Annotated in this window: 14 protein-coding genes and 2 rRNA genes (1 of these 16 cut by a window edge); 9 read left to right on the forward strand and 7 right to left on the reverse strand. The window is 70.4% G+C overall.

The features are described from left to right. Together E4198_RS16740 and rrf are read left to right on the forward strand one after the other, a co-directional pair. Positions 1-2,751: ribosomal RNA gene (locus tag E4198_RS16740) — 23S ribosomal RNA — on the forward strand; it begins 374 nt to the left of the window's first position. A gap of 128 nt (positions 2,752-2,879) precedes the next feature. Further along, positions 2,880-2,996 (forward strand): 5S ribosomal RNA (rrf, locus tag E4198_RS16745). 133 nt (positions 2,997-3,129) lie between these two features. On the opposite strand, the gene E4198_RS16750 is transcribed toward rrf, so the two are convergent. Genes E4198_RS16750 through E4198_RS16770 form a run of 5 tightly spaced genes read right to left on the reverse strand, consistent with a single transcriptional unit; the run spans position 3,130 to position 8,721 of the window. Beyond that, entirely contained in the window at positions 3,130-4,443 is a 1,314-nt protein-coding gene (locus E4198_RS16750; RefSeq protein WP_136183871.1) for a DUF58 domain-containing protein, read from the reverse strand. A gap of 9 nt (positions 4,444-4,452) precedes the next feature. Then, positions 4,453-5,418: a MoxR family ATPase gene (locus E4198_RS16755; RefSeq protein WP_136183872.1), complete on the reverse strand. Its 966-nt coding sequence runs from the start codon at positions 5,416-5,418 to the stop codon at positions 4,453-4,455. After that, positions 5,415-6,644: a DUF4350 domain-containing protein gene (locus tag E4198_RS16760; RefSeq protein ID WP_136183873.1), complete on the reverse strand. Its 1,230-nt coding sequence runs from the start codon at positions 6,642-6,644 to the stop codon at positions 5,415-5,417. The genes E4198_RS16755 and E4198_RS16760 overlap by 4 nt, the downstream gene beginning before the upstream one ends. Further along, positions 6,641-7,387 (reverse strand): DUF4129 domain-containing protein, encoded by a 747-nt coding sequence (locus E4198_RS16765; protein WP_136183874.1) that lies wholly within the window; start codon positions 7,385-7,387, stop codon positions 6,641-6,643. Before E4198_RS16765 ends, E4198_RS16760 begins: the two co-directional genes overlap by 4 nt. Positions 7,388-7,392: 5 nt before the next feature. Beyond that, complete coding sequence (locus tag E4198_RS16770; RefSeq protein ID WP_136183875.1) at positions 7,393-8,721, reverse strand: glycerophosphoryl diester phosphodiesterase membrane domain-containing protein; 1,329 nt, start codon at positions 8,719-8,721, stop codon at positions 7,393-7,395. Positions 8,722-8,864: 143 nt separating this feature from the next. On the opposite strand from E4198_RS16770, the gene mtnA reads away from it, so the two are divergent. The 7 genes from mtnA to E4198_RS16805 all read left to right on the forward strand — a co-directional run bounded on the left by mtnA (position 8,865) and on the right by E4198_RS16805 (position 17,052). Further along, on the forward strand, positions 8,865-9,965 hold the full coding sequence (gene mtnA / locus E4198_RS16775) for an S-methyl-5-thioribose-1-phosphate isomerase (protein ID WP_136183876.1): 1,101 nt from the start codon (positions 8,865-8,867) through the stop codon (positions 9,963-9,965). Continuing rightward, the gene (gene mtrA / locus E4198_RS16780; protein WP_136183877.1) at positions 9,962-10,639 is read left to right on the forward strand and encodes a two-component system response regulator MtrA; all 678 of its coding nucleotides are present in this window, start codon (positions 9,962-9,964) and stop codon (positions 10,637-10,639) included. Before mtnA ends, mtrA begins: the two co-directional genes overlap by 4 nt. 49 nt (positions 10,640-10,688) lie before the next feature. After that, positions 10,689-12,509, forward strand: a complete 1,821-nt coding sequence (gene mtrB, locus E4198_RS16785; RefSeq protein ID WP_247597939.1) for an MtrAB system histidine kinase MtrB — start codon at positions 10,689-10,691, stop codon at positions 12,507-12,509. Next, the gene (locus E4198_RS16790; protein WP_136183879.1) at positions 12,499-14,331 is read left to right on the forward strand and encodes an LpqB family beta-propeller domain-containing protein; all 1,833 of its coding nucleotides are present in this window, start codon (positions 12,499-12,501) and stop codon (positions 14,329-14,331) included. The genes mtrB and E4198_RS16790 overlap by 11 nt, the downstream gene beginning before the upstream one ends. 113 nt (positions 14,332-14,444) lie before the next feature. Continuing rightward, positions 14,445-15,278: a ComF family protein gene (locus E4198_RS16795; protein WP_247597718.1), complete on the forward strand. Its 834-nt coding sequence runs from the start codon at positions 14,445-14,447 to the stop codon at positions 15,276-15,278. 147 nt (positions 15,279-15,425) lie between these two features. Continuing rightward, positions 15,426-16,124 (forward strand): ribosome-associated translation inhibitor RaiA, encoded by a 699-nt coding sequence (raiA, locus tag E4198_RS16800; protein ID WP_136183880.1) that lies wholly within the window; start codon positions 15,426-15,428, stop codon positions 16,122-16,124. A gap of 187 nt (positions 16,125-16,311) precedes the next feature. After that, positions 16,312-17,052: a response regulator transcription factor gene (locus E4198_RS16805; RefSeq protein ID WP_247597940.1), complete on the forward strand. Its 741-nt coding sequence runs from the start codon at positions 16,312-16,314 to the stop codon at positions 17,050-17,052. Between the two features lie 69 nt (positions 17,053-17,121). On the opposite strand, the gene E4198_RS16810 is transcribed toward E4198_RS16805, so the two are convergent. Together E4198_RS16810 and E4198_RS16815 are read right to left on the reverse strand one after the other, a co-directional pair. Beyond that, positions 17,122-18,288, reverse strand: a complete 1,167-nt coding sequence (locus E4198_RS16810) for a crosslink repair DNA glycosylase YcaQ family protein (protein WP_136183882.1) — start codon at positions 18,286-18,288, stop codon at positions 17,122-17,124. Positions 18,289-18,420: 132 nt separating this feature from the next. Further along, the gene (locus tag E4198_RS16815) at positions 18,421-19,005 is read right to left on the reverse strand and encodes a GNAT family N-acetyltransferase (RefSeq protein WP_136183883.1); all 585 of its coding nucleotides are present in this window, start codon (positions 19,003-19,005) and stop codon (positions 18,421-18,423) included. Between the last annotated feature and the right edge of the window lie 109 nt (positions 19,006-19,114).

Raw genomic sequence — 19,114 nt, forward strand, 5'->3', positions numbered from 1 at the left:
TAGGCGAAGGGCATGCGAAAGGCCCGGCGTAGAGGGTAAGACCCCCGTAGCTGAAACATCTGCAACTCGTTTGTGCGGCACCCAAGTAGCATGGGGCCCGAGAAATCCTGTGTGAATCTGGCGGGACCACCCGTTAAGCCTAAATATTCCCTGGTGACCGATAGCGGATAGTACCGTGAGGGAATGGTGAAAAGTACCGCGGGAGCGGAGTGAAAGAGTACCTGAAACCGTGTGCCTACAAGCCGTGGGAGCGTCGCACAGCAAGCTTGCTTGCTGTGTCGTGACTGCGTGCCTTTTGAAGAATGAGCCTGCGAGTTTGCGGCATGTTGCGAGGTTAACCCGTGTGGGGGAGCCGTAGCGAAAGCGAGTCCGAAGAGGGCGTTGAGTAGCGTGTTCAAGACCCGAAGCGGAGTGATCTAGCCATGGGCAGGGTGAAGCGGAGGTAAGACTTCGTGGAGGCCCGAACCCACCAGGGTTGAAAACCTGGGGGATGACCTGTGGTTAGGGGTGAAAGGCCAATCAAACTCCGTGATAGCTGGTTCTCCCCGAAATGCATTTAGGTGCAGCGTCGTGTGTTTCTTGCCGGAGGTAGAGCACTGGATAGGCGATGGGCCCTACCGGGTTACTGACCTTAGCCAAACTCCGAATGCCGGTAAGTGAGAGCGCGGCAGTGAGACTGTGGGGGATAAGCTCCATGGTCGAGAGGGAAACAGCCCAGAGCATCGACTAAGGCCCCTAAGCGTGTGCTAAGTGGGAAAGGATGTGGAGTCGCAGAGACAACCAGGAGGTTGGCTTAGAAGCAGCCATCCTTGAAAGAGTGCGTAATAGCTCACTGGTCAAGTGATTCCGCGCCGACAATGTAGCGGGGCTCAAGCACACCGCCGAAGTCGTGTCACTCACACAATAGGTCCAACGACCGTGTGGGTGGGTAGGGGAGCGTCGTGTGCCGGGTGAAGCAGCCGTGGAAGCGAGTTGTGGACGGTATGCGAGTGAGAATGCAGGCATGAGTAGCGATACGTACGTGAGAAACGTGCGCGCCGATTGACTAAGGGTTCCTGGGTCAAGCTGATCTGCCCAGGGTAAGTCGGGACCTAAGGCGAGGCCGACAGGCGTAGTCGATGGATAACCGGTTGATATTCCGGTACCCGCTGTGAAGCGACCCACATCGAATCCAGTGATGCTAAGCCCGTGAAGCCGCCGGTGGATTCTTCGGATGAAGTCGGAGTGGTGGAGCCGGTGGCCCGAGCTGGTAGTAGGTGAGTGATGGGGTGACGCAGGAAGGTAGTCCATCCCGGGCGGTGGTTGTCCCGGGGTAAGGGTGTAGGACGTCAGGTAGGTAAATCCGCCTGGCTTGTGTCTGAGACCTGATGCCGAGCCGATTGTGGTGAAGTGGATGATCCTATGCTGTCGAGAAAAGCCTCTAGCGATGTTTCATGGCGGCCCGTACCCTAAACCGACTCAGGTGGTCTGGTAGAGAATACCGAGGCGTTCGGGTGAACTATGGTTAAGGAACTCGGCAAAATGCCCCCGTAACTTCGGGAGAAGGGGGGCCACGTCTGGTGATGGGACTTGCTCCTTGAGCTGGGGGTGGCCGCAGAGACCAGCGAGAAGCGACTGTTTACTAAAAACACAGGTCCGTGCGAAGCCGTAAGGCGATGTATACGGACTGACGCCTGCCCGGTGCTGGAACGTTAAGGGGACCGGTTAGTCATTCTTCGGGATGGCGAAGCTGAGAACTTAAGCGCCAGTAAACGGCGGTGGTAACTATAACCATCCTAAGGTAGCGAAATTCCTTGTCGGGTAAGTTCCGACCTGCACGAATGGCGTAACGACTTCTTGACTGTCTCAACCATAGGCCCGGTGAAATTGCACTACGAGTAAAGATGCTCGTTTCGCGCAGCAGGACGGAAAGACCCCGGGACCTTTACTATAGCTTGATATTGGTGTTCGGTTCGGCTTGTGTAGGATAGGTGGGAGACTGTGATGCTCAAGCGCCAGCTTGGGTGGAGTCGTTGTTGAAATACCACTCTGGTCGTGCTGGATGTCTAACCTGGGTCCGTGATCCGGATCAGGGACAGTGTCTGGTGGGTAGTTTAACTGGGGCGGTTGCCTCCTAAAGAGTAACGGAGGCGCCCAAAGGTTCCCTCAGCCTGGTTGGTCATCAGGTGGTGAGTGTAAGTGCACAAGGGAGCTTGACTGTGAGACTGACGGGTCGAGCAGGGACGAAAGTCGGGACTAGTGATCCGGCGGTGGCTTGTGGAAGCGCCGTCGCTCAACGGATAAAAGGTACCCCGGGGATAACAGGCTGATCTTCCCCAAGAGTCCATATCGACGGGATGGTTTGGCACCTCGATGTCGGCTCGTCGCATCCTGGGGCTGGAGTCGGTCCCAAGGGTTGGGCTGTTCGCCCATTAAAGCGGTACGCGAGCTGGGTTTAGAACGTCGTGAGACAGTTCGGTCCCTATCCGCTGCGCGCGTAGGAGTCTTGAGAAGGGCTGTCCCTAGTACGAGAGGACCGGGACGGACGGACCTCTGGTGTGCCAGTTGTTCTGCCAAGGGCATGGCTGGTTGGCTACGTTCGGGAGGGATAACCGCTGAAAGCATCTAAGCGGGAAGCTTGCTTCGAGATGAGGACTCCCACCCCCGTTGAGGGGTTAAGGCTCCCGGTAGACGACCGGGTTGATAGGCCGGATCTGGAAGCCCAGTAATGGGTGGAGGTGACCGGTACTAATAGGCCGAGGGCTTGTCCATAGAGGCTCGCGTCCACTGTGTGGGTTCTGAGACCACAACCAGGTCGAGAACCCGTAATTCCTTGCCCACTTTTGGTGGTGTGTGGGGGGTTGCGGTTGTTCTCCCGGTGTTTGTGTGTTTCATAGTGTTTCGGTGGTCATAGCGTGAGGGAAACGCCCGGTTACTTTCCGAACCCGGAAGCTAAGCCTTATTGCGCCGATGGTACTGCGAGGGGGACCTCGTGGGAGAGTAGGACGCCGCCGAACAATCATTGACGGGAGCCCCGTCGGCCTTCGGGCCGGCGGGGCTTTCGCCGTTCCAGACCCGGTGTTTCAGCCTCGGGCCCGGGGTGGGTGAGTGACGGAACCGGGTCGGACACTCACCCGCACGCGCAAGCGCCTACAGGCGTCCCGCGGCTTTCAATGCGAGGTAGGCGTCGACCAGGCGCGACGCGAGAACGCCGGGCGTCGCGTCGACGACCGTCACTCCGTGGCGGCGCAGGAGATCGGCCGCGCTGTGGCGTTCCCCCTGGGCGCGCGTCGCCGCTCCCGCCTCGTACACCGCGTCCACGGACCCCCGGTTGCGTGTCATTTCCTCCAGCCGCGGGTCGGCCACTGCTGCCGCCAGCACCGTGTGCCTCTGCGTCAGCAGCGGCAGGACCGGCATCAGGCCCTCCTCCACGGCGGCGGTCTCCAAGCCGGTCAGGAGCACGATCAGAGAGCGCCGACGCGCCATGTGCAGGGCGGTGGACGCCAGCCCTCGGGCGTCGGCCTCCACCAACTCCGCTTCCAGCGGGGCCATCGCCGAGACGAAGGAAGGCAGCACGTCCTGTGCGGACTTTCCGCGAACGGTGGCCCGGACGCGACGGTCGTAAGCCAGCAGATCCACGCGGTCACCCGCCCGGGAGGCGACGGCAGCCAGCAGCAGTGCGGCGTCCATCGCCGTGTCCAGTCGTGGTGCGTCGCCGACGCGACCCGCTGCCGTACGACCGGTGTCGAGGACGACGAGGACGTGACGGTCCCGCTCCGGGCGCCAGGTACGGACGGCGACGTCGGACTGCCGTGCCGTCGCACGCCAGTCGATCGACCGGGTGTCGTCGCCCGGGACGTACTTGCGGAGGCTGTCGAACTCGGTGCCCTCGCCCCGGGTGAGGATGCTGGTGCGTCCGTCCAGTTCGCGGAGCCGCGCGAGCTTGGCCGGTAGATGTCTGCGGCTCTCGAACGGGGGCAGCACGCGGATCGTCCAGGGCACGGCGTGGCCGCCTTGCCGTGCGGCGAGCCCCAGAGGGCCGAGGGACCTGACCGTCACTTGAGCGGACCGCAGGTCGCCGCGCCGGCTGGGCCGGAGGCGGGTGGTGAGACGGGTGCGTTCGCCCGCCGCAACGTCGAGCCGATGGCGGGAGGAGAGCCCTGCCTCCGGGCCCTCGGCGCCGCCGCTGGGGGGCCAGGCGTCGCGGAGCACGCCGCGCAGCGGCCGGGAGGAGGTGTTGGTGACCAGCAGGGTCACCGTCGCACTCCCACCGAGTCGAACTGATGTGTCACCGGAACGGGTGAAATGGAGCGTTCGTACTGGCGCGGCGCGGAGAAGGTCGTAGACGATGGCGAGGAGCAGGGGGACTTCCACGGCCAGGACGCCGGTCCAGCCGGGGAGCACCAGTCCGACGAGTAGCGCGCCCAGAGCTGCGACCAGAGCGGCGCGTCCGGTGAGAGCCATGGCCAGGCCTCAGCGGGGGACCGGCACGTGGGCCAGGACGGAGTGGATGACGTTGTCCGGGCTGACGCCTTCCATCTCCGCTTCGGGACGCAGCTGAATTCGGTGGCGGAGGGTGGGAAGCGCCAGAGCCTTCACATCGTCCGGGATGACGTAGTCGCGGCCGGTCAGCCAGGCCCAGGCGCGCGCGGTGGCGAGCAGAGCGGTGGCGCCTCGGGGAGAGACACCGAGGGAGAGAGAGGGGGATTCGCGGGTGGCGCGGCAGACGTCGACGACGTACCCGGTGATCTCTGTCGAAACGGACGTCCCGGCGACGGCCCTGCGTGCCGTGTCCAGCGCCTCCCGGCCGGCGACGGGACGCAGACCGGCGGCGGACAGGTCGCGAGGATCGAAGCCCTCGGCGTGCCGGGTGAGGACGCCGATCTCGTCCTCCCTGGAGGGCAGCGGCACGTTGAGCTTCAACAGGAAGCGGTCGAGCTGAGCCTCGGGGAGGGGGTAGGTGCCCTCGTATTCGACCGGGTTCTGGGTGGCGGCGACGAGGAACGGATCGGGCAGCGGCCGGGGTGTCCCGTCGACGGAGACTTGCCGTTCCTCCATGGCCTCCAGGAGCGACGCCTGCGTCTTGGGCGGAGTCCGGTTGATCTCGTCTGCGAGGAGAAGGTGGGTGAAAACAGGTCCGGCCTGGAAGGAGAAATCGGCGGCCCGGGCGTCGTACACCAGGGATCCGGTGACGTCGCTCGGCATCAGGTCGGGCGTGAACTGTACACGCTTGGTGTCGAGTTCAAGCGTGGCGGCGAGGGCGCGCACGAGCAGCGTCTTCGCCACGCCGGGGACGCCCTCGAGCAGGACGTGGCCTCGGCACAGCAGGGCGATGACGAGGCCGGTGACGGCGGCGTCCTGTCCGACGACGGCCTTGGAGATCTCGGTGCGCAGCGCCTCGAGTGCGCTGCGGGCGCTGTCTGCGGAGGGGACGCTCACGAGGTGCGGTCCTTGTCTGTCGGTGGTGCGGTGACGGGCGACGGAGGTGGTGCGGTCGGTCGGTGGGCGACCTGGCCTTCGAGGGCGTCGAGTTGGTCCGCCAGCAGGACCAGAGCCCGGTCGTCGGCCGGGGCGGGGCCGAAGAGCAGCGCATGCACGTCCCCGCTGTGGTGCCGGGCCAGGGCCGGCAGGAGTCGCTCGGGCGCGTCCACCTGCGTGGTGCTCACGCCCACGAGGTGTGCCAGTCGTCGACGGCTCGCTTCGCGCAGAGCTTCGGCGGCGCGGTCGCGGGCCTGCGTCTGGCGGTAGAGGCGTGCACGGCCCTCGGTGGTCTCGGAAGCCCGGACGACGACCGGGAGGCGTTCGGGTACCAGCGGCCCGAGGCGACGTGCCCGCCAGAGGGCTGCCAGCAGGGCGGCGACGGCGAGTTGGAGGACACCCCAGCGCCAGCCGCCGGGAAGGAGGTCGAAGAAGCCGTCCGCGCCGTCCCGGTCGGCGGCGGAGTCGGTCAGCGAAGGGAGGTACCAGACGAGCTGCGGTCGTGAGCCGAGCAGTTGGAGGGCGAGTGAGGCGTTGCCGTGGTCGTCCAGCCGGTCGTTGTACAGCGGGTGGGGAGTGCCAAGGAGGACCGTGTCCCCGTCGCCCCTCTCCGACGCGGTGACGACCAGGGTCGGCCGCGCGTCCCGGGGGTAGCAGGCCTGGGCGGTCTCGTCGGCGGTGCGGTACCGGACTCCGCCGAGGTCGGCGTCGCCCGCGCGTCGCGCCGCGGGCAGGTCGCAGCGGGGCGGGGTCGCTTCGGCGGCCGCGCTGGTCTTGGTCGCCTCGACGCCTGGCGCGAGGACGGACACGGCGCGCGGCCCCGCGCCGACCACGACGGTACGGCCGCCGGTGTCGGCCACCGCGCGCAGTGACGTCAGCTGCTCGCGGCTCAGGACGTCCGGTCGGGTGACCAGCACGGTGGTGTCCGGTCCGGCGGCGGCCGCGGCCTCGGCGCCGGTGGTCACGACGGTGGTGGTGACGCCACGTTCGGTGAGTAGTTCGGCGACTGCCAGGCTTCCGTACGCGTCGGGGGAGCGCGGGTCCAGCGCTCCGTGGTGTTCTCCGGAACGCAGCGCGGCGAGCGTCACGCCGGCCACAGCGAGGATCGCGGCGGCGACCAGCAGGCCGCGCAGGCGTGCCCAGACGTGCCCTGCGGTCGGGGAGACGGAGGTCGTCGGACGGCTCACCGGCCGCTCCCGGTGCCGGCGCCGCTTCCGCTCCCGGTGTCGGCGTCGGCGTCGGTGCCGGTGCCGGTGCCGGCACCGGTGAGTGTGGGTGTGGGTGTGGGTGTGGTCCGGCGGAGCGTCTCGTCCAGGTCGCGGATGCGGCGGTAGGTGTCCTGCCGCGCCGCCCGCCCGGCATAGGTGTCCTCGTCGAACGCGACGGCGGCGTCGCGCAGCGCGCCTGCCTGGGCGGGCAGCAGGCGGCCCGCCTCGTGCGCCGCCTCGTCGGCGGTGCGGCCGGGACGGGGGTCGAGCAGCGTCCGCTCCTCCAGGGAGCGCACGAGTGCCCGCATGGCCTCGCGTACGGCCTCGCTCCACTGCCCGGCAGCGGCGTGGGCGTCGGCGGTGGCGCGGTGCTCGTCGGCGGTGCGGGGGCGGTCCTCGAAGAGAGCGGGGCGCGTCGGGCCGGCTGTCCGGTGGGGGTTGCCCAGGCGTGCCCACAGGGCGGCGACCATCAGCATCAGGGCGCCCACCAGGACCGTGACGCCGACGGCTCCGCCGGGCACGACGTCCACGGCGGAGCCGAGCAGCTCGCTCAGCTTCTCCCAGACCCAGTCGGCGGCCTGCTCGAGAAGACTCGGGTCGTCGCGGTGGTAGACGGGCTCGGAGAGTTCGCGTTCCGCGTCCCGTCGGGCGGGTTCGCGCGGCGTGGTGACCGGCGGGGCGTCCTCGCCGAGGACGCGGGCCACCGCGGAACCCCCCGGCATGTGTGTCAGCTCCCCGCCGGACCGGAAGGCGGGGAACTGCTCGCGTCGACGCCTGCGGCGCGGGCGAGCTCCAGGTCCAGGGCCTCCCGGCGGATGCGCTGGTCCATGTAGAGCAGGGCCGTGATGCCGGCGCTGAGGGGCAGCGTCACGGTCATGGCCAGTACGCCGCCGATGCCGACGATGATCAGGTACGTCCAGGAGAACGTCAGCGAGCCGCTGAGGACGTCGCTGAGACCGTCCCCTTCGATGACGGAGGCGAGCACCGAGGACGGGATCTGCACGATGAGACTGACGATCTGCACCAGGAGCCAGGCCAGGATCTGGATGCCGAAGATGCGCCACCAACTGTTCCGGACGAGCTTGGCGGAGCGGCGCAGCGCGGTGGTGACGCCCTGCCGCTCCAGCATGAGCGCCGGTGCGGCCAGGCAGTACCGGATCCACAGCCAGATCCCGCAGGCGGCGCCGCCGATCATGCCCAGCAGGAGGAGGCCGCTTCCGGCGACGGTGGCCCCGGCGGCCAGCAGGACGATTCCCGGCAGTGTTCCGGCGAGGACCGAGCCCGTCACGATCAGCATGACCAGCACGGTGAGGCCGAGCATGCGGCCGAGCTGGGGTCGCGATTCGCGCCAGGCCTCCGACATGGTGACCGTGCGGCCGAGGACGGCGCGGCTGACGACGATGGTGAGCATCGCGGTGGCGATGACCGTGCCGACGAGGGTGGCGAGGAGGGTGATGCCCGCGCTGCTGAACGATGCGCTCATCGCGTCGAGCAGCTCGTCCGTGCTGGGCTGCGGGTTGTTCTGGAGGGTCTCCACCCCGTCGTTGCCGCGCAGCCATATGCCGTTGGCGACGGTGGACGCGAGCTGCACCAGGACGGCGACGCCGAGGGCGACCCCGAGGGCGGTGCGCCAGTGGGCGCGGGCGGTGGACACGGCGCCGTCGAGGATCTCCCCGACGCCGAGCGGCCGCAGCGGGATGACGCCGGGCTTGGCGGCGGGCGGGCGCCCCCACTGGTTCCAGGCTCCCCAACCCGGCGGCTGCCCGGGCGCCGGGTGCCCCGGCCCGCCCGGGGGCGGCGGGGCGGCGCCCCATCCGCCGCCCGCGGACGCCGGCGGCTGCTCGGCCGACCACTTCCCCGGCTGCACGTTCCCCGGCACGCGCCCAGGCTGCGCGTCGGGACGTTCCGGCTGCTCGCCGGGCCGCCCCTGCCGCCCCGCGCCCGGCGGTTCGGGCGGCGGGGTCCGGGAGGCGTCGTCGGCCGGACTCCCCTCGGCGCCCTTCGATGGCTCGGACGGGGAGGATCCGGGCGAGGCCCAGCCCGGAGAATCGTTCATTTCTGCCACTCCTTCGCCTGGTTCGCTGCCATCGTGCCACGACCGGTGGCGGCCGGGCGTTTCTTTTGGATCACGCCCTAGAGGTGGGGCCTCTGCGGGGCGTGCGCCTTCTGCACCGCGCCGGTGAGGGGCAGACTGGGCGGATGACAGATCACAGTGTTCCGGTACTCCGGTGGGCGGACGCACCCGAGGGCCCCGCGGTGCTGCTCCTGGACCAGACGCGGCTGCCTGCCGAGGAGGCGGAGCTGCGGTGCGGCGACGTGCCGTCCCTGGTCTCCGCGATTCGGTCCCTCGCGGTGCGGGGCGCACCCCTGCTGGGCATAGCGGGCGCGTACGGGGTGGCGCTGGCCGCCGCGCGAGGGGAGGACGTGCCGAAAGCGGCGGGCGTGCTGGCCGGCGCCCGGCCGACCGCGGTGAACCTGGGGTACGGCGCGCGACGGGTCGAGAGTGCCCATGGCCGGGCGGTCGCGGAGGGCGCCGGGCCGGAGGCAGCCGCGGCGGTGGCCCTGGCCGAGGCCTGTGCCCTGCACGCGGAGGACGCCGAGGCGAGCGACCGGATGGCCGAGCATGGACGGGACCTGCTGCTGAATACGCTGCTCGCCGGCCGCCGGGGCGCGCGTGACCTGAGGCTGCTGACGCACTGCAACACCGGCAGCCTCGTCTCGGGCGGCGGCGGCACGGCGTTCGCGGTGGCCCGGGCGGTGCACCGGGCGGAGCGGCTGGAGCGCCTGTGGGTGGACGAGACGCGGCCGTTGCTGCAGGGGGCGCGGCTGACGGCGTACGAAGCGGAGCGGGACGGCCTGCCGTACAGCGTGCTGGTGGACGGTGCCGCGGGGTCGCTGTTCGCGGCGGGCCGGGTGGACGCGGTGCTGATCGGCGCGGACCGGATCGCGGCGGACGGCTCGACGGCGAACAAGGTGGGGAGTTTCCCGCTGGCGGTGCTCGCCCGGCACCACGGGGTGCCGTTCCTGGTGGTGGCTCCGGTGACGACCATCGACCCGGAGACGCCGGACGGCGCGGCCATCGAGATCGAGCAGCGGTCGGCGGAGGAGGTGACCGCGAACGCGCCGAAGGGCGCCGAGGCGTACAACCCGGCGTTCGACGTGACGCCTGCCGAGCTGGTCACGGCCATCGTGACGGAACGTGGTGTGGTCACCCCGGTCGGTCGCGAGGGGATCGCGGCGGTGTGTTCCGCACCACCGACGGGAGCGTCACGATCGCGCAATGGGATGATGAACTCATGAAGGGACGCGTCCTCGTCGTCGACGACGACACCGCACTGGCAGAGATGCTCGGCATCGTGCTGCGCGGCGAAGGCTTTGAACCGTCGTTCGTGTCGGACGGCGACAAGGCGATCGCCGCTTTCCGCGAGACGAAACCGGACCTGGTGCTGCTCGATCTGATGCTGCCCGGCCGGGACGGTATCGAGGTGTGCCGCCTGATCCGTGCCGAGTCCGGGGTACCGGTGGTCATGCTGACCGCGAAGAGCGACACCGTCGACGTGGTGGTCGGTCTGGAGTCCGGTGCCGACGACTACATCGTCAAGCCGTTCAAGCCGAAGGAACTGGTGGCCCGCATCCGGGCGCGGCTGCGCCGTTCGGAGGATCCCGCTCCGGAGCAGCTCGCCATAGGCGACCTGGTGATCGATGTCGCCGGTCACTCTGTGAAGCGCGACGGGCAGTCCATCGCGCTGACCCCGCTGGAGTTCGACCTGCTGGTGGCGCTGGCCCGGAAGCCGTGGCAGGTGTTCACCCGCGAGGTGCTGCTGGAGCAGGTGTGGGGCTACCGGCACGCCGCCGACACCCGGCTGGTGAACGTGCACGTGCAGCGGCTGCGGTCGAAGGTCGAGAAGGACCCGGAGCGGCCGGAGATCGTGGTCACCGTCCGAGGCGTCGGGTACAAGGCCGGACCGGGCTGACGAGCCCGCACAGGTGACAAAGATGCCCGAGAGGCCGGACGGGTCCCGCATGGCGCGGCTGCGGCGTGCGGGCGGTGCGCTGTTCTCCGAGGGGTTGCTGCCCGAGGGGGCGACGGGGACCCGCTCGCATCCGGTGTTCCGGATGGCGGTCCGGCTGATTCGCCGTCCGCTGCTGCCTGCCGTGCGCCTGTGGCGACGGAACATCCAGCTCCGGGTGGTCGCGGCGACGCTGATGATGTCGCTGTGCGTGGTGGTGCTGCTGGGGATCGTGGTGACCGGCCAGGTCCGGAACGGGTTGCGGGAGGCGAAGGAGCAGGCGGCGCAGAGCCAGGCCGCCGGCGGATTCGCCTTCGCCCAGCAGGTGGCGGACGCCTCCAGCGGTCGCGGCTTCTCCGAGGGCGGCTCCGACCCGGCGGACGGTCCTGTGGACCAGTCCGCCGGTCCCTGGCTGAACAGCCTGGCCGAGCAGCTGTCCAGCGGCGGACAGGGCGTCTTCTCCGTGGTCGTGCTCAATTCCGACCCCGACGACTCGCCGCCCTCCTTGGACCAGGGGACTCGTCCGCTCGGCCCGCGCGCCTCGGACGACGTGGACCCGGTCCGCACCATCCCGGCGGAGCTGCGGAGCACGCTCGACAAGAAGGACGGCGCCTACCAGCAGTTCGCCCTGGTGCACCGTCCCGGCGGCGCCACCGAGCCCGGTCTGATCATCGGCAAGCGGGTCAGCGACCTGAACGGCAATCCGTACCAGCTCTACTACGTCTTCCCGTTCGCCCAGGAGCAGGAGACGCTCAACCTGGTCAAAGGCACGCTGATCACCGCCGGGGTGTTCGTGGTCGCGCTGCTCGGCGCCATCGCCTGGCTGGTCGTACGCCAGGTGGTCACCCCGGTCAGGATGGCCGCGGGCATCTCCGAACGGCTGGCGGCCGGGCGGCTGCGGGAGCGGATGAAGGTCGCCGGCGAGGACGACATCGCCCGTCTGGGCGAGTCGTTCAACAAGATGGCTCAGAACCTCTACCGCAAGATCCACCAGCTCGAGGAGCTGTCCCGGATGCAGCGGCGGTTTGTCTCCGACGTGTCGCATGAACTGCGGACGCCGCTGACGACCGTGCGAATGGCCGCGGACGTGATCCACGCCGCGAAGGACGACTTCGACCCGGTCACGGCCCGTTCGGCGGAGCTGCTCCTCGGCCAGCTCGACCGTTTCGAGTCGCTGCTGGGCGAACTGCTGGAGATCTCCCGCTTCGACGCGGGCGCCGCGGCGCTGGAGGCCGGTCCCGTCGACCTGCGGGACGTGGTGTACCGCGTGGTGGACGGCTGCGCGCCGCTCGCCGAACGCACCGGCAGCCTCGTACGGGTCCAGGGGGACGAGCAGCCGGTGATGGTCGAGGCCGACGGCCGCCGGGTGGAGCGGGTGCTGCGCAACTTGCTGGACAACGCGATAGAGCACGGCGAGGGACGCGACGTGGTGATTCGTCTGGCCGCCGGCGGCGGTGCCGCCGCGGTCGCGGTGCGGGACTACGGCATCGGCCTCAAGCCGAGCGAGGTCAACCGGGTGTTCAGCCGCTTCTGGCGCGCCGACCCCGCCCGCGCCCGCACCACCGGCGGCACCGGGCTGGGGCTGGCGATCGCCCTGGAGGACGCGCGGCTGCACGGCGGCTGGCTCCAGGCATGGGGTGAGCCGGGGGGCGGTTCGCAGTTCCGTCTCACGCTGCCGCGCACCGCGGGTGATCCGCTGAGCGGCTCGCCGATACCGTTGGAGCCCGCCGACTCGCGCCGCCGCCGGGGTGCCGAAGGCGTGCTGCCGCCCCGCACGGGGGTGTCCGCGAACGGGCAGGGCGGCCGGGGAGAGGAGACGGAGGATGAGAGCTGACCGACGGCGCTGCAGAGGCGCTGGTGCGCTGCTGTCCGTCGCCTTTCTGCTCTCCGGGTGCGCCTCCATGCCCTCCGGCGGCCCGGTCACCGCCGTCGAGCCCTCCCAGCGGGCCGAGCAGGAGTCGCGGGTCCGCGTGTACGGCCTCAGCCCGCAGAAGGGGGGAGATCCGCAGGACATCGTGCGCGGGTTCCTGGAGGCCACGACCAGCGACGAACCCGGCTTCAGCACGGCTCGTGAGTACCTCACCGAGGACGCCGCGAAGGCATGGGATCCGTTCGCCGGGACCACGGTGCTCGAGCGGGGACCGGTCACCGAGGGCGGCGTTCCCGACGGCGGGAGAAAGAGCGGCTCCACGGTGGTGGTCACCGGGGAGCGGGCCGCGCGGCTCGACACCCGGCACGCCTACCGGCCCGACAGCGGCCGGCTCACCGACGCCTTTCACCTGACCGAGGTCGAGGGCGAGGGCTGGCGCATCGACCGGCTCCCCGACGGCCTCGTCCTCGGATCGTCCGACTTCGAGCGCATCTACCGCTCCGTGGACATCTACTACTTCGCACGGCTCGGCCCCGGAGCCCCCTCCGTGAACCGGGGAGAGGACGTTCTGGTGGCCCAGCCGGTGTACGTCCGGTCGCGCATCGAACCCGTCGCCGACACGGTGCGCGCTCTGCTCGAAGGTCCCACCGACTGGCTCGATCCGGTCGTTCGCACCGCCTTTCCCGACGACACGCTGCTGGCCCGCAGAAACAGCGTGACCGTGCAGGACTCGGGTGCGGTGACCGTGCGGCTCAACCGGGCGGGGGCGACGGCCGGCGGCGCCCGGTGCGAACGGATGGCCGCACAGGTGCTCCACAGCGTGCAGTCGCAGGCCTCGTCGAAGGTCACGAGCGTCGCGCTCCGGGGCCCCGACGGCGAGATCTGCGAACTCGAAGGGGACGAGGCGCGGTTCTACGCGCCCGGCCGGCTGGACGGGACGCTTTCGCCGTACATGGTGGACGCGGAACACCGGGTCGCCACCATGGACCGGACGTCGAACCGCCCCCGGGTTGTGCCCGGCCTGCTGGGCAGCGGCCGGGTGGAGTTCCGGTCGGTCGGTGTGAGCCGCGACGAGCGCATGGGCGCGGCCGTCTCCCGGGACGGGCGGGCGCTGTACGTGTCGGCCTCGCTGAAGTCCCCGGGCAAGGAGGAGTCCGGGGAGCCGGTGCTCGCCAGCCGGGCGGTGCGCGAGGAGGACCGGCTCAGCGCGCCGAGCTGGGACGGGCTGGGGGACCTGTGGATCGCGGACCGCGATCCGCGCGACCCGCGGCTGCTCAGGCTCCCCGGCGGTCAGGGGGAGGCCGAGGCCGTCTCGGTGCCGGGCCTCGCCAGGAACGAGCGCATCGAGTCGTTGCGGATCTCCTCCGACGGGGTGCGGATCGCGCTGAGGATCAGGAACCCCGATGGCACCAGTTCGCTGCAACTCGGCCGCGTGGAGCGGGAGGGGACGCGGGGGGACTCGTCGGTCACCGTCGCCGCCCTCCAGCGGGTCGCCCCGCAACTCGAGGACGTCGTCGCGATGTCGTGGTCCGGTCCGAGCGAACTCGTCGTGGTGGGGCGGGAGTCGCGCGGTGTGCAGCAGCTGCAGTACGTCGGCACGGACGGGTCCACGGCGCACCAGCCGCCGCTCCCCGGCATCAACGACGTGGAGAGCGTCGCGGCCTCGGAGAGCGAGAACATGCCGCTCTTCGCCGAGTCGCAGTACGGCATCGTCCGGCTGACGCCACCGGACGGCGACTGGGAGACCGTCTCGGAGGACGGCAGCGCACCCGTCTATCCCGGCTGACCGGGCCCCCGCGGAGTCGTCCGGTGACGCGGTGTCGCCGCAGCTCGGAGCGTGTGCCGACGGAGTTCTCCACAGGGGTGGTGGGGGCGTCCGGCCGCTGGGAGACTGGGTTCATGCAGGCCCTGTGGCAGGAGCTGACCGACCTGGTGTTGCCAGGGGGCTGTGCCGGGTGCGGGGTCTCTCGGGCCTCGCGACGGCTGTGCGCCCGCTGCCGCGCGCTGCTTGGGCGCGCCGTTCCCCGCCCGGTGCGTCCGTCGCCAGTCCCCGATGGACTGCCCTCCGTCCACGCGGTGCTGCCATATGCCGACGAGGCCCGGGCCGTGTTGCTCGCGCACAAGGAGCGGGGCGCGCTGCCGCTGGCCGAGCCCCTCGGCCGTGCCCTGGCGGGCGCCGTACGGGCCGCAGTGGCCGGGAGCGGCGCGTGCCGTCCGGTGCTGCTGGTGCCGGTGCCCTCGGCGCGCCGCTCCGTCGCCGCACGCGGCCACGACCCGGTGCGACGGGTCGCGTCCGCCGCCGCGGCCGCTCTGCGGCGCGCGGGGGAACCGGCCCGCGTCCTGCCGGTGCTGCGGCAGCGGCGGAAGGTCGCCGACCAGGCGGGGCTGACGGCCGCGCGCCGCGCTGCGAACCTGTCCGGGGCGCTGGAGACGGCGCCCGGTGCGGCGCGGTTGTTGTCGCCGCGGGCGCGGTGCCGACCCGGCGGGGTGCAGCCGCTCGTGGTGCTGGTGGACGATCTGATCACCACGGGTGCCTCGCTCGCCGAGGCGTCACGGGTGGTCACGGAGCGGACCGGAGTCCTCCCGGTAGCTGCCGTGGTCGCCGCCGGCGTACGGAACCACCCCTCGCGGTCCGTCGTTGCCGGTGGGCGGGTGATATTCGCCCGATCGGAGGTACGTGTCAGTAAGGGGTGCCGGGCGTCCTCCACCGGAGGTACGTTCGGAGAGGGATGACGATCTTCCGAGTGGGGGAGGAGGAGGTGAAGTCGCAACCCGACCTTGTGCCGGAGCGTGACCGGCAGCGGCCGTGAACCTCCGGCGTCAGTGCACAAAGGGCGCGCCGCGCTCAGCGCGTAGCAGCGTCCGGGAACGGAGTTCTGCGTGGACATCGTCGTCAAGGGCCGGAAGACAGAGGTGCCGGACCGGTTCCGCAAGCACGTGGCCGAGAAGCTGGAGAAGATCCAGAAGCTCGACGGCAAGGTGATCAACCTGGATGTCGAGGTCTCGAAGGAGCACAACCCCCGGCAGGCCAACCGTTCCGACAGGGTGGAGATCACCCTGCGCACCCGCGGCCCGGTCATTCGCGCCGAGGCTTCGGCCTCTGATCCGTATGCGGCGCTCGACCTTGCCACCGGAAAGCTCGAGGCACGCCTGCGCAAGCAACACGACAAGCGCCGGGTGCACCGCGGCGGCCACCGCGCACCGATCAGCGTGGCCGCGGCGACGGCGCACCTGGCTGCGGAACTCAACGGGGAGATGGATGCCGCTTCCGCGGCGGCGCGCACCTCGGAGGACGACGGGCATTCGAACACCACACGGGTCGGCCCGCTCGAGGTCCAGGGGGAAGGCCCCCTGGTCGTACGGGAGAAGACCCACGCCGCCGCACCCATGACGCTCGACCAGGCGCTCTACGAAATGGAGCTGGTGGGCCACGACTTCTACCTGTTCGTCGACTCGGAGACCAAGAACCCCAGCGTCGTCTACCGGCGCCACGGCTACGACTACGGCGTGATCCACCTGGAACAGGATCCGTTCGCCGAGGAGGCTCCGCTCGGAGCGGGCGGCGCCCTCGGAGGCTGACCGACGCCGCGGCCCCCGGCCGGGTCACGGGAGACCCGGCCGGGGGCGCCCCACGCGGTGCCGGGCGGACGCGGGACCTGCGGCATGGGAGGATGGCCGGACCGTCAACCGGCGTGTTCTCCAAACGGCGTTGGGGCGGCCGAGCCCGTTGGGGGAGGAATCGATGGCGGACAGCTTCGGGCCCGCGATGTCCGTGCCGGGCGCACGGCAACCAGCGGGAGCGCCCGACGCGGAAGAGGCTGCGGGCTCGCACGACCCCTCGCGCGAGGAGCCGATCCGGGTCCTCGTAGTGGACGACCACGCGTTGTTCCGGCGCGGTCTGGAGATCGTCCTCGCGCAGGAGGAGGACATCGAGGTGGTCGGCGAGGCCGGTGACGGTGCCGAAGCCGTGGAGGTGGCCGCCGACCTGCTGCCCGACATTGTGCTGATGGACGTGCGGATGCCCAAGCGCAGCGGCATCGAGGCGTGTACGGCGCTCAAGGAGGTGGCTCCCAGCGCGAAGATCATCATGCTGACGATCAGCGACGAGGAGGCCGACCTCTACGACGCGATCAAGGCCGGCGCGACGGGCTACCTGCTCAAGGAGATCTCCACCGACGAGGTCTCCACCGCCATCCGGGCCGTCGCGGACGGGCAGTCCCAAATCAGCCCCTCCATGGCGGCGAAGCTGCTCACCGAGTTCAAGTCGATGATCCAGCGCACTGACGAGAGCAAGCTGGTACCGGCGCCCCGGCTGACCGACCGCGAGCTGGAGGTCCTCAAACTCGTCGCCACCGGTAAGAACAACCGCGACATCGCCAAGGAACTCTTCATCAGCGAGAACACGGTGAAGAACCACGTCCGGAACATCCTGGAGAAGCTTCAGCTGCATTCCCGGATGGAGGCCGTGGTCTACGCGATGCGGGAGAAGATCCTCGAGATCCGCTGAGGGCGCCCGAGGCCGGCTGCCCGCGCCCGCCACCCAGCGGCGGGTCCGGACGCCAGGAGCCCTCCCCCGTCAGGAGACCCCCCGCAGCGCCGCCTCCAACGGCCCGCGCAACTCCTCCGGTGCGCACCGCTCCACCCGCACCGCGTCGCAGCCCACCCACTCCGCGGCCTCCCGCAGCGCCTTCGCCATCGGCTCCACCGCGCTCCGCCCCCGCAGCGACAGCTGCCGTGCGACCAGCGTCGTCCCCTCCCGCGCCGGGTCGACCCGGCCCCGCAGCTTCCCGCCCGCCAGCAGCGGCATCGCGAAGTAGCCGTGCAGCCTCCTGGGCCGTGGCACGTACGCCTCCAGGCGGTGGGTGAAGTCGAACATGCGCAGCGTCCGCGGGCGGTCCCAGACGAGCGAGTCGAAGGGGGAGAGCAGCGTGGTGCGGTGCCGGCCGCGCGGCGGGGAGGCGAGGGCCTGCGGGTCGGCCCAGGCGGGCTTCTGCCAGCCCTGCACCTCCACGGGCACCAGCCCGGTGTCCGGTAGCACGGACGCCACCTGGTCGCCCGTGAGGCGGTGGTAGTCGGCCAGGTCGGACCGCGTGGCGACGCCCATGGCGCTGCCGGCCTGCGCCACCAGGCGCCGCAGGCACGCGGCGTCGTCCAGGTCGTCGTGCAGAAGGGCGTCGGGGACCGCGCGGTCGGCAAGGTCGTAGACCCGCTTCCAGCCGCGACGCTCCGTGCAGACCACCTCGCCGGTGTCCAGCATCCACTCCACGGCGATCTTGGTCTGCGACCAGTCGAACCACTCGCCGCCGTTCTTACCGCCGCCCAGTTCCGTGGTGGTCAGCGGCCCGTCGGTCTTGAGGCGGTCGCGCACCGCGGCGCAGGATGCCTCCGTGTCCTCCAGGTGGTGCCAGCGGCGCCCCTTGGCGCGCCGGGCACGCCGGCGGAAGGCGAAGTGCGGCCATTCCTCGATCGGCAGGATGCAGGCCGCGTGCGACCAGTACTCGAAGGAGTGACCGCCGGTCCAGTACGCGTCCTCCACGCGCTGCCGTCCGACGGCGCCGAGGCGGGCGTACGGCACCAGCTCGTGCGAACGGGCCAGCACGGAGATGGTGTCGAGCTGCACCGCCCCGAGTCTGCCGAGCACCCCGCGCACGCCGCCGCGCCGGTCCGGCGCACCCAGCAGGCCCTGGGCGCGCAGCGCGACGCGTCGTGCCTCGTCGGCGGTCAGCGAGAGCTCGGGAGTCATGCCGCACACCCTAGAGCGCCGCACTGACAGCCGGTCCCGTCGCGTGCGGCCGCGGCGAGACACGACAGGGACGCTGCGGCGACCGCGCGGGCAGGCCCCTGCTCCGACCGGTACAGGCCGGCTCGGGCGAGCTCAGATAGCCGGCTCGTACGGCGTCGCGGAGGCGCGCCCCCAGTCCCCGGGCAGCAGGGCCCCGATCCAGGCGTCCAGCCGGACGCCGCGGTGCACCAGGCGGCCGCGCTGGAGACCCTCCATGACGAAGCCGACCCGTGCAGCCACCGCGCGGGAGCCCTCGTTGCCCGCCGCGGCGACCCATTCCATGCGTTCCACGCCGAGCCCGGTGAAGGCCCAGTCCACGACGGCGCGCGCCGCCTCCGCCGTGTAGCCCCGGCCGCGCTGCTCCTTCGCCGCCCAGAAGCCCAGTTCGGCCTGGCGTTCGGGGGCGTGCAGCAGTGCGAGCCGCACCAGCCCCATGGAACCCACCAGTGCGCCGTCCTCACGGGTGAAGTAGCCGAAGTTGTACATCGTGTCGTCGCGCCAGCCGGCGGGGCTGACGCGGGTCACGAACTCGAGCGCGTCCTCCCGGCGGTACGGCGCCGGCACCGGTATCCACCGGGCGATCTCCGGGTCCTGGCAGGCGGCGGCGACGGCGTCGACGTCGGCCTCGGTGAACGGGCGCAGTTCGAGGCGCTCGGTGGTGAGGGTGATGGGCTCCATGACGGCATTCTCCCGTGCCCGTCCGGCCTGCCGTACCCGGCACGTTCCGGAAGTCCGGCACGTTGGGGGTACAGGGGGCTACGCCCCTGTCTTACGATGGCCGGTGCGG

The sequence above is a fragment of the Streptomyces sp. RKND-216 genome, assembly GCF_004795255.1.
Lineage (GTDB): Bacteria > Actinomycetota > Actinomycetes > Streptomycetales > Streptomycetaceae > Streptomyces > Streptomyces hazeniae.